16 protein-coding genes, 1 tRNA gene and 1 pseudogene are annotated in these 15,764 nt (G+C 70.0%); 13 read left to right on the top strand and 5 right to left on the bottom strand.

Annotated elements, in window-relative coordinates; genetic code table 11:
• The first annotated feature begins 10 nt into the window (after positions 1 to 10).
• From ACWPN7_RS23620 to pal, 13 genes and pseudogenes are all read left to right on the top strand, one after another.
• Entirely contained in the window at positions 11 to 634 is a 624-nt protein-coding gene (locus ACWPN7_RS23620; protein ID WP_459196481.1) for a 5-formyltetrahydrofolate cyclo-ligase, read from the top strand.
• A 12-nt stretch (positions 635 to 646) separates the two neighbouring features.
• Complete coding sequence (locus ACWPN7_RS23625) at positions 647 to 1,468, top strand: TIGR00282 family metallophosphoesterase (RefSeq protein WP_137103172.1); 822 nt, start codon at positions 647 to 649, stop codon at positions 1,466 to 1,468.
• A gap of 200 nt (positions 1,469 to 1,668) precedes the next feature.
• Positions 1,669 to 2,421 (top strand): YebC/PmpR family DNA-binding transcriptional regulator, encoded by a 753-nt coding sequence (locus ACWPN7_RS23630; protein ID WP_014240508.1) that lies wholly within the window; start codon positions 1,669 to 1,671, stop codon positions 2,419 to 2,421.
• 28 nt (positions 2,422 to 2,449) lie between these two features.
• Positions 2,450 to 2,959, top strand: a pseudogene (gene ruvC / locus ACWPN7_RS23635) (crossover junction endodeoxyribonuclease RuvC); the annotation flags it as partial.
• A gap of 96 nt (positions 2,960 to 3,055) precedes the next feature.
• Positions 3,056 to 3,532, top strand: coding sequence for an endonuclease domain-containing protein (locus ACWPN7_RS23640; protein ID WP_459196615.1), 477 nt, complete (start codon positions 3,056 to 3,058; stop codon positions 3,530 to 3,532).
• Positions 3,529 to 4,134, top strand: a complete 606-nt coding sequence (gene ruvA / locus ACWPN7_RS23645; RefSeq protein WP_459196482.1) for a Holliday junction branch migration protein RuvA — start codon at positions 3,529 to 3,531, stop codon at positions 4,132 to 4,134. Before ACWPN7_RS23640 ends, ruvA begins: the two co-directional genes overlap by 4 nt.
• The gene (ruvB, locus tag ACWPN7_RS23650) at positions 4,131 to 5,222 is read left to right on the top strand and encodes a Holliday junction branch migration DNA helicase RuvB (protein ID WP_149648567.1); all 1,092 of its coding nucleotides are present in this window, start codon (positions 4,131 to 4,133) and stop codon (positions 5,220 to 5,222) included. The genes ruvA and ruvB overlap by 4 nt, the downstream gene beginning before the upstream one ends.
• On the top strand, positions 5,215 to 5,694 hold the full coding sequence (gene ybgC / locus ACWPN7_RS23655; protein WP_109138422.1) for a tol-pal system-associated acyl-CoA thioesterase: 480 nt from the start codon (positions 5,215 to 5,217) through the stop codon (positions 5,692 to 5,694). The genes ruvB and ybgC overlap by 8 nt, the downstream gene beginning before the upstream one ends.
• 5 nt (positions 5,695 to 5,699) lie before the next feature.
• Positions 5,700 to 6,422, top strand: a complete 723-nt coding sequence (gene tolQ / locus ACWPN7_RS23660) for a protein TolQ (RefSeq protein WP_174441036.1) — start codon at positions 5,700 to 5,702, stop codon at positions 6,420 to 6,422.
• 1 nt (position 6,423) lies between these two features.
• Positions 6,424 to 6,906 carry a protein TolR gene (tolR, locus tag ACWPN7_RS23665; protein ID WP_459196483.1) on the top strand — a complete coding sequence of 161 codons (483 nt, stop codon included), beginning with the start codon at positions 6,424 to 6,426 and terminating at the stop codon, positions 6,904 to 6,906.
• 28 nt (positions 6,907 to 6,934) lie between these two features.
• Positions 6,935 to 8,080: a TonB C-terminal domain-containing protein gene (locus ACWPN7_RS23670; protein ID WP_137103166.1), complete on the top strand. Its 1,146-nt coding sequence runs from the start codon at positions 6,935 to 6,937 to the stop codon at positions 8,078 to 8,080.
• Between the two features lie 2 nt (positions 8,081 to 8,082).
• Positions 8,083 to 9,435 (top strand): Tol-Pal system beta propeller repeat protein TolB, encoded by a 1,353-nt coding sequence (gene tolB, locus ACWPN7_RS23675; protein WP_492273460.1) that lies wholly within the window; start codon positions 8,083 to 8,085, stop codon positions 9,433 to 9,435.
• A 148-nt stretch (positions 9,436 to 9,583) separates the two neighbouring features.
• A complete protein-coding gene (pal, locus tag ACWPN7_RS23680; protein ID WP_038527220.1) occupies positions 9,584 to 10,060 on the top strand; it encodes a peptidoglycan-associated lipoprotein Pal in 477 nt (158 codons plus the stop codon).
• Between the two features lie 246 nt (positions 10,061 to 10,306).
• Here the strand turns inward: pal and ACWPN7_RS23685 are convergent.
• The 5 genes from ACWPN7_RS23685 to ACWPN7_RS23705 form a co-directional block, all read right to left on the bottom strand.
• Positions 10,307 to 10,381: transfer RNA gene (locus tag ACWPN7_RS23685), tRNA-Thr, on the bottom strand.
• A gap of 175 nt (positions 10,382 to 10,556) precedes the next feature.
• The gene (locus ACWPN7_RS23690; protein WP_038527223.1) at positions 10,557 to 12,518 is read right to left on the bottom strand and encodes a polysaccharide biosynthesis protein; all 1,962 of its coding nucleotides are present in this window, start codon (positions 12,516 to 12,518) and stop codon (positions 10,557 to 10,559) included.
• A gap of 70 nt (positions 12,519 to 12,588) precedes the next feature.
• Positions 12,589 to 13,542: an NAD-dependent epimerase/dehydratase family protein gene (locus ACWPN7_RS23695; protein ID WP_456529773.1), complete on the bottom strand. Its 954-nt coding sequence runs from the start codon at positions 13,540 to 13,542 to the stop codon at positions 12,589 to 12,591.
• Positions 13,542 to 14,558, bottom strand: coding sequence for an MraY family glycosyltransferase (locus tag ACWPN7_RS23700; protein WP_451992313.1), 1,017 nt, complete (start codon positions 14,556 to 14,558; stop codon positions 13,542 to 13,544). Before ACWPN7_RS23700 ends, ACWPN7_RS23695 begins: the two co-directional genes overlap by 1 nt.
• Positions 14,555 to 15,736, bottom strand: coding sequence for a glycosyltransferase family 4 protein (locus ACWPN7_RS23705; RefSeq protein WP_459196484.1), 1,182 nt, complete (start codon positions 15,734 to 15,736; stop codon positions 14,555 to 14,557). The genes ACWPN7_RS23700 and ACWPN7_RS23705 overlap by 4 nt, the downstream gene beginning before the upstream one ends.
• Between the last annotated feature and the right edge of the window lie 28 nt (positions 15,737 to 15,764).

Here is a 15,764-nt window from a genome sequence, read left to right on the forward strand (position 1 = left end):
CCAGGCGACGATGACCGACCTGCGCGCGGCCAAGGACGCCGCCCGAGCCCAGGCACGCGCCCGGCGCGATTCCCTCAGCGACGACCGGATGCGCGCTTTTGCCGCGGATGCTCTGCGCGACCGCTTCCTGGAGGAGCTGGTTCGGCCGGGGTTCATCGCCGACGGCCCGGTTGCCGGTTATTGGCCGCTCGGTTCGGAACTCGACGTGCGGCCCCTGCTGCTCCATCTTAGGATGGGCGGGCTTAGGACCGGCGGGCTTAAGACAGGCGGGCGCTCCATCGCGCTTCCGGTGTCCGGGCCGCGCGGGCAGGCGCTGACCTTCCGTGACTGGGACCCGGCGCTGCCGCTGGCCGCTGGCCGCTATGGCATCCAGGAGCCGGGCGCCGACCGGCCCGAGGTGGTTCCGGCGGTGCTGCTGGTGCCGATGCTGGCCTTCGACCGCAGCGGGCACCGGCTGGGCTACGGCGCCGGCTACTACGACCGGACGCTGGACGCCTTGCGCGCGATCCGTCCCGTCCTGGCGGTCGGCATGGCCTTCGCCGCGCAGGAGATGGACGCGGTGCCCTGTGGGGCGCACGACGAGCGGCTCGATTGGATTCTGACGGAGCGCGAGGCGCTCCGCTTTGCGCAGTGAAGGTTGGGGACGATGCGGCTTTTGTTTCTCGGTGATGTGGTGGGGCGGTCGGGACGCGACGCGGTGATCGCGCATATGCCGGCGCTGCGCGACCGGCTCGACCCCGACCTGACCGTGGTCAACGGCGAGAACGCCGCCGGCGGCTTCGGCATCACCGTGAAGATCGCCGAGGAGTTCTTCGCGGCCGGCGTGGACGTGGTGACGCTGGGCAACCACAGCTGGGACCAGAAGGAGCTGGTCGCGGCGATCGACCAGCAGCCGCGCATCATCCGCCCGTTGAACTACCCGGAAGGGACTCCGGGGCGCGGCTTCGTGCTGCTGCAGGCGCGGGGCGGGCGCAAGGTGCTGGTCATGAACGTGATGCTGCGCCTGTTCATGGACCCGATGGACGATCCCTTCGCCGCGGTGGACCGGGTGCTGCGCGCCCACCGGCTGGGCCCCAACGGCGCCGACGCCATCCTGGTCGACGTCCATGGCGAGGCGACCAGCGAGAAGATGATCATGGGCCATTTCTGCGACGGCCGCGCCTCGCTGGTGGTCGGCACGCACAGCCACGTTCCGACGGCGGACCATGTGGTGATGAAGGGCGGCACGGCCTATCTGACCGACGCCGGCATGTGCGGCGACTACGACAGCGCCATCGGCATGAAGAAGGAGGTCGCCATGGCCAAGCTGATCCGCAAGCTGCCGACCGAGCGGCTGAGCCCGGCGGAAGGCGAGGGCACCGTCTGCGGCTGCTACGTCGAGACGGACGACCGCACCGGGCTCGCCACCAGCATCCAGCCGGTTCGGCTGGGCGGCCGGCTGAGCCAGTCCATGCCGGTCCGGGGCTGAGCGGCGCCACCGGCTCCGGCCCCGCGGGGCGCAAAAGGGGCGCCCCAATACTGCCATATTGACTTTCTATATGGGTAGGTGTCGTCTCCGGCGCCGAAGGCGTGCGGTGGCGCACAAAGGCTGGTACATGTGTCCCACCGCTTACCAAGCTGTTTCACAAGACCTTGTATCTTTGAATCCATCTGGGGCTCGTTCGACGCATGGCCGGTCATAGCCAATTCAAGAACATCATGCACCGCAAAGGCGCGCAGGACGCCAAGCGGTCGAAGATCTTCAACAAGCTCGCCCGCGAGATCACCGTGGCGGCCAAGGGCGGCCTGCCGGACCCGGCGGCCAACCCGCGCCTGCGCGCCGCGATCACCGCGGCCCGCGTGCAGAACATGCCGCGCGACCGCATCGACCGTGCGATCAAGCAGGGCACGCCCGGCGGTGGTGACGACGCGAACTACGACGAGGTGCGGTACGAGGGCTACGGCCCCGGCGGCGTCGCTCTGATCGTCGAGGCGTTGACCGACAACCGCAACCGCACCGCCTCGGAAGTGCGCTCGGCCTTCACCAAGTACGGCGGCTCGCTGGGCGAGACGAACTCGGTCAGCTTCATGTTCAGCCGCGTCGGCGCGATCTACTACCCGGCCGCCGCCGCGGCTGCGGACGCCGTGTTCGAGGTGGCCCTGGAAGCCGGCGCCGAGGACGTGGCGTCCGACGAGAACGGTCACGAGGTCACCACCACGGTGGAGAATTTCGCGATCGTGCGCGACGCGCTGGAGGCCAAGTTCGGCGGTGCGGAGAGCGCGCGTCTGACCTGGAAGCCGCTGAACACCGTCGCCCCGTCGGAGGACGCCGCCGCCAGCCTGATGAAGCTGCTGGACGTGCTGGAGGACAACGACGACGTCCAGACCGTCGAAGGCAACTTCGACATCTCCGACGAGCTGATGCAGAAGCTGACGGCCTGATTTCAGGCCGCGGAGCGGAGGGACCGGGGTGCTTGGGCAGGCCGGAAGGAGCGGGGCGGCGCAACAGCCGCCCGTACGCCTGTTGGGGCTGGACCCCGGCCTCCGCCACACCGGCTGGGGCGTCATCGACGTGTCCGGCAACCGGCTGACCCATGTGGCGGACGGCGCCGTCCATTCCGACGACGGCCGTCCGCTGGCCGAACGGCTGTGCCAGATCCACGACGCGCTGACCGGGGTGCTGGAGCGCTACCGCCCCGACGAGGCGGCGGTGGAGGAGACCTTCGTCAACAGCAACGCGGTCTCCACGCTGAAGCTGGGGCAGGCGCGGGCGGTGGCCCTGCTGGTCCCGGCGCTGGCCGGGCTGTCGGTGGCGGAATACGCCAACAACATGGTGAAGAAGGCCGTGGTGGGGCAGGGCCGGGCCGACAAGACGCAGGTCCAGGCCATGGTGCGCCTGCTGCTTCCCGGCTGCGCCATCACCACCCCGGACGCCGCGGACGCCCTGGCCGTGGCGATCTGCCACGCGCATCACCGCGCAAGCTGGCAGATGTGGCGGCGGGACGATGGCGTGTCCCTCTCCCCTCCGGGGAGAGGGTGGCCTGAAGGGCCGGGTGAGGGGGATGCGCGTGGTGGAATGTCCGGCACACGTACAACCCCCTCACCCCAACCCTCTCCCCAGAGGGGAGAGGGGGGGTTGCTGCCGGTTGCGAAGGACAAGCCGGCGCCTTTGCACACCAATCGGGCCGTTCAAATGCGGCGCGATTCCACCGAGATGGAAAAGATCATATGGCAACGTTTGCGGAACGCGCAGATGGGGGCCAAATTCCGTCGGCAGGAACCAATTGTCGGCTTCATCGTGGATTTCGTCGCGCACGACCATCGGTTGGTGATCGAACTGGACGGCGGACAGCACGCCGATCAGGCGCCCTATGACGAGCGCCGGACGCGCATGCTGGAACAGGCCGGTTTCCGTGTGCTGCGCTTCTGGAACAACGACGTGAACGACAATCTGGAAGGCGTTCTCGAAACCATCCGCACGGCGCTTTCCGCGACCACCGTGTTGCGCCGTGATCCCCTCCAGCGTTTGAGGGACAAGGAGAATTCCCCATGATCGCCAAGCTCACCGGTGTCGTGGATTCGGTCGGGACCGACTGGGTGGTGGTGGACGTCAACGGGGTCGGCTATCAGGTCGCCTGCTCCAACCGCACGCTGTCGCGCATGGCGGTGGGGGAGCGGCGGGCGCTGGTCGTCGAGACCTTCATCCGCGACGACCGGATCACCCTCTATGGCTTTGCCGACTCCGGCGAGCGCGATTGGTTCCGGCTGCTGACCACCATCCAGGGCGTCGGCTCGCGCCTCGCCCTGTCGATTCTCGGCGTGCTCGACCCGGACCAGCTCACCCGCGCCATCGCGGCGCAGGACAAGACGGCGCTCACCCGCGCCGACGGCGTGGGGCCGAAGGTGGCCGCGCGCATCGTCAACGAGTTGAAGGACAAGGTGGGCAACCTCACCCTCGGCGCCTCGGCCTCCGCCGCTCCGGCGGCGGGCGGCCCCGACAACATGGTCATGGCGGACGCCGTCTCGGCCCTCGTCAACCTCGGCTACGGGCGGTCGGAGGCGTTCGGCGCCGTCGTGGCCGCCGGGCGCAAGCTGGGCGACGGGGCCGGCGTGTCGGAGCTGATCCGCCATGGCCTTAAGGAACTCAGCCAATGACCGCCGACCAGAACGGCTCCGATCCCGACCGGCTGGTGCAGCCGGGGCGGGGCGCCGGCGACTCCGGCGAAGCCTCGATCCGCCCGCTCTCCCTCGCCGAGTTCATCGGCCAGCGGCAGGCGCGCGAAAACCTGTCGATCTTCATCCAGGCCGCCCGCGCGCGCGGGGAGGCGCTGGACCATGTGCTGCTGTTCGGCCCGCCCGGCCTGGGCAAGACGACCCTGGCCCAGATCGTCTCGCGCGAGCTGGGGGTGGGCTTCCGCGCGACCTCCGGCCCGGTCATCGCGCGGGCCGGCGACCTCGCCGCGCTGCTGACCAACCTGCAGCCGCACGACGTCCTCTTCATCGACGAGATTCATCGCCTTAATCCCGCCGTGGAAGAGGTGCTCTATCCCGCCATGGAGGATTTCCAGCTCGACCTCATCATCGGCGAAGGCCCGTCGGCGCGGTCCATCCGGATCGACCTGCCGCCCTTCACGCTGGTCGGCGCCACCACGCGGTCCGGCCTCATCACGCGCCCCCTGCGCGAACGGTTCGGCATTCCCGTGCGGCTGCAGTTCTACGAGCCGGACGAGCTGGAGCTGATCGTCCGCCGCGCCGCGGCCGTGTTCAACATGCTCATCACGCCGGAAGGCGCGCGGGAGATCGCCAACCGCTCGCGCGGGACGCCGCGCGTGTCGGGGCGGCTGCTGCGCCGGGTGCGCGACTTCGCCTCGGTGGCCGGTGTGCCGGAGGTGGACGCGCGCATCGCCGATGCCGCCCTGACCCGGCTGGAGGTCGACCGGCTCGGCCTCGACAGCATGGACCGGCGCTATCTGGGCATCATCGCCAACAACTACGGCGGCGGCCCGGTGGGCGTGGACACGCTGGGCGCCGCGCTGGGCGAGCAGCGCGACGTGCTGGAGGAAGTGGTGGAACCCTACCTGATCCAGCAGGGCTTCCTGCAGCGGACCCCGCGCGGGCGCATGCTGACCGACCAGGGCTTCCGCTATCTGGGCCTCAATCCGCCGTCGGCGCCGACCCGCCAGTTCGACCTGCTGGACCGGCTGTCGGAGGCCAACCCGGACCCGGAGGACGGCGATGTCTGACGGTACCGGGATGGCGAATCTCTCGGGCTGGTTTGACGAGAACGCGCAGCACAGGCTGCGCTTGCGGGTCTACTACGAGGACACGGACGCCGGGGGTCTGGTCTATCACGCCAACTACCTGCGCTTCTTCGAGCGGGCGCGCACCGAGATGCTGCGGCTGACCGGATTCACCAACGCCGGGCTGGCCGAAAGCGACGGTGTGTCATTTGCGGTACGACGGGCGGAGATCGATTTTGTCGCTCCCGCAAAGCTCGAGGATACGCTTGAAGTGGTGACGCGAATCACCGATACCGGCGGTGCCTCCTTCGCAGTTGCACAACTTGCCCGTCGCGACGGCCGCGACCTCGCGCGGGCGGTGATTCAGCTGGCGATGATCAATTTGGCCGGTAACCGGGCCGGACGTCCCGCGCGCCTTCCGGCGCCGGTCCGCGAGGCGCTCATCGATTTGTACAAAAGGCAGAAGCGAGACTGACTGCGATGGATCTTAATTCCGCCCAGGTGGTCGGGGCCGCGGCGAAGGCTCACGACATCACGATGTGGGGCCTGTTCTGGCAGGCCGACATGATCGTCAAGATCGTGATGCTGATGCTGCTGGTTGCCTCGGTGTGGTGCTGGGCCATCATCATCGAGAAGCTGATGCGCATCCGCCGCCTGAACGCGCAGGCGGACGCCTTCGAGGAAAGCTTCTGGTCCGGCGGCTCGCTGGACGCGCTGTACGACCGCATCGGCCAGAACCCGGCCGACCCGATGTCGGCGACCTTCGCCGCCGGCATGCGCGAGTGGCGCCACGCCGCCGACCGCGGCATCGGCTCCATGAAAGGCTCGCTGCAGCAGCGGGTCGAGCGCGTCATGTCGGTGACCATCGGGCGCGAGATGCTGCGCGCCGAACGCTACATGACCTTCCTGGCGTCGGTCGGTTCGACGGCTCCCTTCATCGGCCTGTTCGGCACGGTGTGGGGCATCATGAACTCCTTCACCTCCATCGCCGCCTCGGGCAACACCAGCCTCGCCGTCGTCGCCCCCGGCATCGCCGAGGCGCTGTTCGCCACGGCGCTGGGTCTCGTGGCCGCCATTCCCGCCGTGATCTCGTACAACAAGTTCACCACCGACCTCGGCCGCTACGCCGACCGGCTGGAGACCTTCTCGGGCGAGTTCTCGGCGATCCTGTCGCGCCACCTCGAGGAGCGGGGAGCCGCCTGACATGGGAGCCCAGTTCGCAGGAAAGGGCGGCCACGGTCGGGGCCGCCGCCGCGGATACCGCGCGATGGCCGACATCAACATGACGCCCTTCATCGACGTCATGCTGGTGCTGCTGATCGTCTTCATGGTCGCGGCACCGCTGCTGACCGTCGGCGTGCCGGTGGATCTGCCGAAGACCAACGCCGCGCCGCTGGAGGCGCAGAAGGACCCGCTGTTCGTGACCGTCCAGTCCGACGGCCGGGTCTATGTGCAGGAGACGGCGGTGGAGACGGCCAACATGGTGCCGCTGCTGATCGCCGTGACCAACAACAACCCAGACGCCCGCATCCTGGTGCGCGGCGACGCGAAGATCGCCTACGGCAAGATGCTGGAGGTGATGGGCACCATGAGCGCCGCCGGCTTCAAGAAGGTCGGGCTGGTCGCCGAGATGCCCAGCGGGCCGGGCGCCACCGGGCCGCGCGTCGGCGGCTCGGCGCAGCGCTGAGACGCCACGGCGAGTTGAAGGCTGACCCATGCGCAAACCCCTGATCGCCTCGGCAACGCTGCACGTCGCGCTGGTCGCGCTGTTCGTGCTCGGCATGCCGCCCAGCGATCGCAAGCTGGACATCCCCGAGTCCATCCCGATCGAGATCGTGGACATGGGCGAGGTGACCCAGGCCGCGCGCGTCGACAAGGGCGAGCCGAAGCCGTCGGCGCCCAAGCCGCCGGTCCCCGAGGCCAAGCCGAGCCCGCCGGCCCCCGCGCCGCCGGAACCGGCCAGCGAGCCGCCGCCCCCACCGCCGCCCCGGCCCGAGCCGAAGGTTCCGGAGCCGCCCAAGGTTGCCCAGGTGACGCCGCCCCCGGCGCGCGAACCGCCGCCGCCGCCCAAGCCGGCACCGCCCCCGCCGCCGCCCGATCCGGAGCCGGCGCCGGTGGTCAAGCCGCCCGAGCCCAAGCCGGAACCGAAGCCGCAGCCTCCGAAGCCGGAGCCGCCCAAACCGGAACCGCCGAAGCCTGAGCCTCCCAAGCCCGAGCCCCCGAAGCCGGAGCCGAAGAAGCCCGAGCCGCCGAAGCCGGAACCGGCCAAACCGGAACCGCCCAAGCCCGAGCCCAAGAAGCCCGAGCCGGCCAAGCCGGAGCCTCCGAAGGCCGAGCCGAAGAAGCCGGAGAAGCCGCCGGAGAAGACCGACGCGCTGGCCGACCTTCTGAAGAACGTTCAGAAGAGCGCCCCGGCCAAGCCGGCGGCGTCCGAGAGCAAGGCCGACGCCAAGCCGACCCAGCACGCCGCCGCATCCTCGGCGCCGTCGGGGGCCGCCAAGGCGGTGAACGGACCCGACAAGCCGTTCAAGCCGTCGGGCCGCGCCATCGACGGCATCCGCGGGGCGGTGAGCAAGAACTGGAACTTCGACCCGGGCCGCAAGGACGCCGGGAACATGCAGGTGGAGATCATCGTTGAGCTGGGCCGCGACGGTTCGGTCCTCAACGCGACGATCAACGAGAGGTACCGCTCCCGCTACATGTCGGACGCGGCCTTCCGGGCATCGGCCGACGCCGCGCTGCGCGCGGTGAAGCGGGCCAGCCCCCTGCCCATCAGCGAGTTCTCCGGCGACTTCACGCCCGCCCGGTATGAAGAGTGGCGTTACTTCGTGTTCAATTTCGACCCGAGGGACATGTTCTGACGATGACGAAGAAGACGAGGCTCCTGCTGAAGGCCGCCGGTTGCGCCGGCGCCCTGCTGCTCGCCCTCGGCGTCGCGGCGCCCGCCCCGGCCCGCGCCGAGGTGCGAATCGACATCACCAAGGGCGTGGTCGAGCCGCTGCCGATCGCCATCACCAGCTTCGCCGGTGCCGGCGGGCGCGAGGCGCAGGTCGGCTCGGACATCTCCAAGGTGGTCGCCGCCGACCTGGAGCGGTCGGGCCTGTTCCGTCCGCTCGACCCCAAGGGCTTCCTGCAGACCCCCGACCAGCTCCGCTCCGGCGAGCCGCGCTACCAGGACTGGCGCGCCGTCGGCGCCCAGGCGCTGGTCGCCGGCAACACCACCGCCATGGGCGACGGCCGCATGAAGGTCGACTTCCGCCTGTGGGACGTCGCCGCCGGCCAGTACATGCAGGGGCTGAGCTACACCGCGACCGCCGACAGCTGGCGCCGCATCGCCCACATCGTCGCCGACGCCATCTACAAGCGGCTGACCGGCGAAGAGGGCTATTTCGACACGCGCATCGTCTATGTGGCCGAATCCGGCCCGGCCAACGCGCGCAAGAAGCAGCTCGCCATCATGGACCAGGACGGTGAGAACCATCAGTTCCTGACCGACGGCAAGAACCTCGTCCTGACGCCGCGCTTCTCGCCGGCGACCCAGGAAATCACGTACATGTCGTACTTCAACAAGAAGCCGCGCGTGTACCTGTTCAACATCGACAGCGGCCGCCAGGAAGTCCTCGGCGACTTCGTCGGCATGACCTTCGCCCCGCGCTTCTCGCCGGACGGCAACAAGGTCATCATGAGCATGGCGCAGAACGGCAACACCGACATCTACGCCCTGGACCTGCGGACCCGCCGCCAGACCCAGCTCACCGATTCGCCGGGCATCGACACCGGTCCCAGCTACTCGCCGGACGGCCAGCGCATCGTCTTCGAGTCGGACCGCGGCGGCAGCCAGCAGCTCTACATCATGAACGCGGACGGCTCGGGGCAGAAGCGCCTGACCTTCGGCGAGGGCCGCTACGGCACCCCGGTGTGGTCGCCGCGCGGTGATCTGATCGCCTTCACCCGCCAGCGCGGCAGCAACTTCGCGCTGGGCGTGATCCGCCCGGACGGCACCGGCGAGCGTATCCTGACCGAGTTGTTCCACGTGGAAGGCCCGACCTGGGCGCCGAACGGCCGCGTGCTGAGCTTCTTCCGCGATGTTCCGGCCGGGGACGGCCGCGGGCGAAGCGCGAAGCTCTACACCATCGACGTGACGGGCGCAAACGAACGCCGTGTGATCACTCCGCTCGACGGCTCCGATCCCGCATGGTCGCCCTTGATTCCCTAGTGGAGTAGCCCTATTTTGCGCGCGCAAGAACGACGCTCAAGACGAAGGCCGGAAGTCGGTACTTCCGTCGGGGTCTGGCGGAAGTCGGCGGCGTTCTTCCTCCACAATCCGGTCAAAACATATCGTGTCGCTTAGGGGGTCATTAGACATGCGTATCAAGTATCTGAGCCTGATCGCGGCCGTCGCTCTGGTTGCCGCTTGCGAAACCGCTCCGAAGGATGCCGGCAACGCTTCGGGCAACGGCGCCGCCACCCAGTCCAGCATCCGTCCGGGCTCGCAGGAAGACCTGGTCGTCAACGTCGGCGACCGCGTGTTCTTCGGTCTCGACCGCTACGACCTGGCTCCGGAGGCTCGCGCCACCCTGGACCGTCAGGCTTCCTGGCTGAAGCAGTACCCGAACGTTACCGTGACCATCGAAGGTCACGCCGACGAGCGCGGCACCCGCGAGTACAACCTCGCCCTGGGTGAGCGTCGCGCCAACTCGGTGAAGAACTACCTCGTCGCCGGCGGCATCAACACGTCGCGCGTCAAGGTCATCTCCTACGGCAAGGAGAAGCCGGCGGTCCTCGGCTCGAACGAGGCCTCCTGGGCGCAGAACCGCCGTGGCGTGACCGTCGTCGACTAACGACGGCGCCCGTCCGGGTTCCAAAGGGAAACGCCGCTCCGGAGCGATCCGGGGCGGCGTTTTTCTTTTAAGGGGGTGGTGGGGGGCCTTACGCGAAGCGGCATCCGTTTCCTCCCCTGTGAAGCGGGGGAGGGGTAGGGAGGGGGCAAGGTCCGGATCCATCGCTGAATGCAGAACGCAAAAAGCCACGCAAGCCGGCCTGCGGCTGCGCTTCAGCATTCTCGAAGAAATCAAAAGGGGGGAGGATGGTGCTGCCAGAGAGGATTGAACTCTCGACCTCTCCCTTACCAAGGGAGTGCTCTACCACTGAGCTACGGCAGCGCCGGGACGGTGATGCTGGCCGGGAAGAACTTGCGGCCAACCGTCGAAGTGGCGCGGGTTATGCCACAGGCCTTGCCGCGATGCAAGCGGGGAAGCGCCTTCTCGCCAAAGAAAAATGGGCGGGGAAATCCCCGCCCATGGTCACGCCCAGGATCCTGCCGGACTTCCGCACCGGTCAGTCGGCGCCGCCCTCGCCGGAGGCGTTGCTGAAGGCGCTGGGCGGCGGCAGGACGGCCTCGGCGCGGAAGTCGGGGACGATGTTGGTCAGGATCGTCATCACCCGCTCCGCATCCCCGGCCCGTGCCGCCGTCTCCAGCTCGCCCAGGGCGCGGTTGATGAGGGCGTAGTCGATGACGCGGGGAGAGGCGAGGAACACCCCGTCGGCCTCCGTGCGCGACGGCGCCTCCGCCGAGGTCAGGATCTCCTCGAACAGCTTCTCGCCGGGACGCAGGCCGGTGAATTCGATCCTGATGTCCTCGCCCGGACGATAGCCGGCCAGCCGGATCATCTGTCGGGCGAGGTCAACGATCTTCACCGGCTCGCCCATGTCGAGCACCAGCACCTTGCCGCGCTCCTCCGCGCGGGCGACCCCGTGGGCCGAGGCCTGGAGCACCAGCTCGACCGCCTCGCGCACCGTCATGAAGTAGCGGCGCATGTCGGGGTGGGTGACGGTCAGCGGGCCGCCCTTGGCGAGCTGGCGGGTGAACAGCGGCACCACCGACCCGCTGGAGCCCAGCACGTTGCCGAAGCGCACCGTCATGTAGCGGGTCGCCGTCTCGCTGCCGTCGCGCGGCGGCAGCATGTCGAGCGCCTGGCAGTAGCATTCGGCGAAGCGCTTGGTGGCGCCCATCACGCTGGTCGGGCGGATCGCCTTGTCGGTGGACACCAGAACCATCGCCTGGCAGCCGTTGGCCCGCGCAGCGTCGGCGACGTTGCGGGTGCCGATGACGTTGGTCAGCGCGCCTTCCGCCGGGTTGGCCTCCACCAGCGGCACATGCTTCAGCGCCGCGGCGTGGAAGACCATGTGCGGGCGCTGTGTCTGGAACAGGCGGAAGATGCGGTCGCGGTCGCGCACGTCGGCGATCACCGCCTGGAGCGCCAGGGCGGGGAAGCGCTCCCGCATCTCCATCTCGATGGTGTAGAGGTTGAACTCGCCGGCATCGACGAGGGTCAGCGTCTCCGGTTCGAGGGCGGCGATCTGGCGGACCAGCTCGCTTCCGATGGTGCCGCCCGCCCCGGTCACCACGACGCGCCGTCCGGTCACCAGGCTGGCGATGGCGCCGCGGTTGAGAACCGCCTGGGGACGGCCCAGCAGGTCCTCCAACGCGATCGGGCGCACCTCGATCTTGCCTTCGCCCAGCGCGGACTTGAACTCGGTCAGGCTGGGCAGCCGGGCCATGGACAGGCCGAGCAACTCCGCCTGCTCCAGCAGGTCGCGCAGGACGGTGCCGGGCACGTCGGCCTGACCCTTGGCGACGATCAGGCGCTGCGGGCGGTCGCCGCGCTGCGCCAGCTCCTCGACCACACGGGGCAGGTCGTCGGGACCGCCCAGCACGGGCACGCCGCGGATGGCGTGGCCGATGCGGCGGTTCTTGTCGTCGAGCAGGCCGACCGCGCGGTAGGCGGCGCCGGCGTTCTGGTCCAGCGAGCGGATGAACAGCTCCGCCGCGTCGCTGACGCCGAGCAGAAGCACCGGGATGCGCGGCACGCCCCCTGCCTCCCGGTCATGAAGGCCCAACCGGCGGTCCTTCACCAGACGGTAGGCGAAGCGCGGGCCGCCGAGCAGGACGAGTTGCACGAACCACAGGATCACCGGCAGGGACCGCGGCAGGGATTCCAGCCGCGTCAGCAGGAACATGACCGCGACGAAGCACAGCACGACCATCGTGACCGCGCGCAGAAGCTGGGCCAGATCAGGCACCGACGCGTAGCGCCAGATGCCGCGGTACAGCCCGGAGAAACGGAACGCCACCGCGCCGATCAGCACCAGAATGGGCAGGCCCGTCAGCAGCGGGTCTCTGTATTCGTCGAACGCCTGCTGGCCCACGCGCAGATACAGCGCCACAACCAGGGAAACGGCCGTCATCGTCAGGTCGTGAAGGTAGACGAGGGACGCCCGCGGGGACGGGATGCGCATGCGCTTTACCTTGGAATTCGCTTTGCCGGGGCCGTTCCCTTTCGGGCAACCCGCGGACCATGTTGGCCGTTCAGCCGCGCACAGCTTTGAACCATTCGGCGGTCAGGCGCAAGCCGTACGCAGGGTAGCAGGGCGGGCGCCAGTTCAGGGCGCGGCGGATGGCCCCATCGTCGATCACCAGCGAGCCGGCGATGCGGTCCAGCATGGCCTCGCGCCGGGCCAGCCGGGCGGCGAGGGCCAGCAGGGACGGCGGCACGGGCAGAAGGCGCGCGGGCTTGTTCAGCGCCTCCGCGATGGCGCGCACCAGCTCCGCCGTGGACATGGGACGCCCGTCATGGACCAGGAACCGTCCGCCCGCCGCCTGCGGGTGGGTCAGGCACTCCTGGATGGCGTCGGCGAGGTTGCCCACGAAGATCAGGCTGCGCCGGTTCTCCAGGGCGCCCAGCGGCAGGGGGATGCCGCGGTCCACCGCCTGCATCAGCCGCAGGAAATTGCCACCCACGCCCGGACCGTAGACCAGCGGCGGGCGGACCACCGCGACCTCCAGCCCGGTACGGGTGGAGATCTCGGCCAGAGCGCGCTCCGCCTCCAGCTTGGAGATGCCGTAGGGGGAATGCGGATCGGGCTCCGTCTCCTCGCTCAGCTCGTCCGGGCGGCTCTCGTCGGCCAGCGCCTTGACGCTGCTGAGATAGACCATGCGCTTGACGCCGGCCGCCGCGGCCGCCTCGGCCAACACGCGGGTGCCGGCGGTGTTGACGCGGCGGAAGGCGGCCAGCGGGTCGGACTCGCGGTCGCGCATGACGTGGACGCGGGCGGCCAGATGGACCACCCCGTCCATGCCCTGGAGCGCGTTGCCCCAGGCGGTGGCGGGGCCGATGTCGTCGATGGTGACGGTCTCCGCCGCCTGCGGAACCGCGACGTCGGGGCGGCGAACCACGGCGCGCACGCTGTGCCCGCGCGCCACAAGCAGAGGAATGACCGTCCGCGCGACGAAGCCGGTGGCCCCGGTGACCAGGACGCGCATCACGCCGCCGCCCGCACAGGCCGCGCCAGCAGGGCCAGCAGCAGAACGACCGCCGCCGCCGCCGCCGGGAGCACCACCCAGCCGAGCGCCAGCGACGCCGCGGCCAGCAGCAGCAGCGCTGCGTTCAGCATCAGGACCAGCCGCACGACCTGGGCGTGGCTGCGCCCGCGCTGGGTGGCCTTCTGATAGAAATGCTCGCGGTGGGCCTGCCAGACCTTCTTGCCCTCGACCAGACGGCGCAGCAGGGTGAAGGTCGCGTCGGCCAGGAAATAGGCGGGGATGAGCAGGGCGGCGACCCACAGCCCCGACGCCGCCAGGGCCAGCAGCAGCCAGCCCAGCGTGAAGCCCAGCGGCACGCTGCCGACGTCGCCCATGAAGAGTTTGGCGGGATGCCAGTTCCACATCAGGAACCCCAGCGCCGCCCCCGCCGCGGCCAGCCCGTAGAGGGCCAACGCCGGGTCGAGCCCGGCGAGCGCGGCGACCAGCGCCAGCCCGGCGCCGATGGACGCCGCCTCGCCGCCGGCCAGCCCGTCGATGCCGTCCATGAAGTTGAACAGGTTGACGAACCACAGCCAGCCGACCGCGGCCACCAGCCGGTCCGCCCAGAAGGGCAGCAGCCCTTGGAAGACCAGCCCGTCGCCGGGAAGTGCGCCACTGGGAAGCGCGCTCAGCCCGGCGACCACCGCGGCGATCTGGGCCAGGAAACGCGGCGCCGGACCCAGCCCGCGCCGGTCGTCCATCCAGGAGACGGCCATCAGCGCCACCGCGCCGACCAGGATCGGCAGCGCCCGCAGCGGATCGTCCGCCGTCGCGGCGATGACCGCCCAGGCGGGCAGCAGGGTCAGCATCACACCCCAGCCGCCGCCGCGCGGCGTCGGGATGGAATGGCTGGACCGGTCGTTCGGGTGGTCGAGGATCGCCTTGCGCCGCAGGTAGGCGAGCACCCGTCCGGTGAGCAGCCAGGACAGCGCGAAACTGCCGCCCAGGGCGAGAGCCAGGGCCAGGGCGCCGCTCATGACGCCTCCGCGACCGGGGCGGCCGTGCCGGTCCGGGCGGAAGCCAGCAGGCGGCGGTACAGCTCGACCGTCTTCGCGCCCACCCGGTCGGCCGCCATGTCGGATTCGACCAGCCGACGGCTGGCCGCGCCGAATTGCCGCCGCAGGGCGGCGTCGCGCACCAGGACCTCCAGCGCGTCGGTCAGGGCCGCCACGTCGCCGGGCGGGACCAGCAGGGCGTTCTCGCCGGCGCGCGCCACCTCGCGGCAGCCCGGCACGTCGGTGGCGACGATGGCTCGCCCGCAGGCCGCGGCCTCCAGCAAGCTCTTCGGCAGGCCCTCGCCGCCCAGCGTCGGCAGGACGGCGATGTGGCAGCGCCGCCACAGGGCGCGGATGTCGTCGAGATGGCCGGCCAGCTCGACGTTCGGGCGGGCGGCCCAGGCATCGAGAGCCGGCTGAGGGAAGGAGGTGGGGTTCGCCGGGTCGGGTTGGCCAGCCAGGATCAGCCGCACGTCCAATCCCCGCTCCAGCAGGCGGCCGTGCGCCTCGACCAGCCGGTCCATGCCCTTGTTGGCGAGCAGGCGGGCGGCGCAGCCGATGGTCACCGGTGGCTCCGGCGGTTCGGGCAGGACAGTGTGGTGCGCCGTGTCGATGCCCGAGCCGCGGATGATGCAGGTCTTGTCCGGGGTGATCAGACGCTGCTCCAGCAGGGTCCGGCGGTCGTCCTCGTTCTGCAGGATGGTGACGCTGTTGGGACGGCGCAGCATGCAGCCCAGGACCGGCTTCGCCAGCTGGCCGGCCAGCCGGGCCTTGGCGCCGCCGGTGCCGAGAAACATGGTGCCGAGCCCGGCCAGGGCGTTCACCACGGCGGGAACCCCGGCCTGCCAAGCCGCCAGCCCGCCCAGGACGACCGGCTTCACGGCCACGTGATGGACGATGTCCGGCGCCTCCCAGCGGTAGAGGGCGGCGATCTTGGCGACGTCGGACAGGGCGCCCAGCGGGTTGACGCTGCGCCGCTGCCAGGACAGCGGCAGCACGCGGAAGCCCTCGGCGGCGATGCGGTCGCCATGGCGGTCGATCCGGGCGGCCACCGAAACGTCGAAGCCGGCATCGCGCGCGGCGCGGGCCATCGGCAGCCGATGCGACCAGAAATACCAGTCCTCGGTGACGAGGTAGATCAGCTTTGGTTTCACGGACACGGCGTGGGTCTCGGAGGGGCGGATCGGA

The sequence above is a fragment of the Azospirillum sp. UENF 312511 genome (assembly GCF_058780635.1).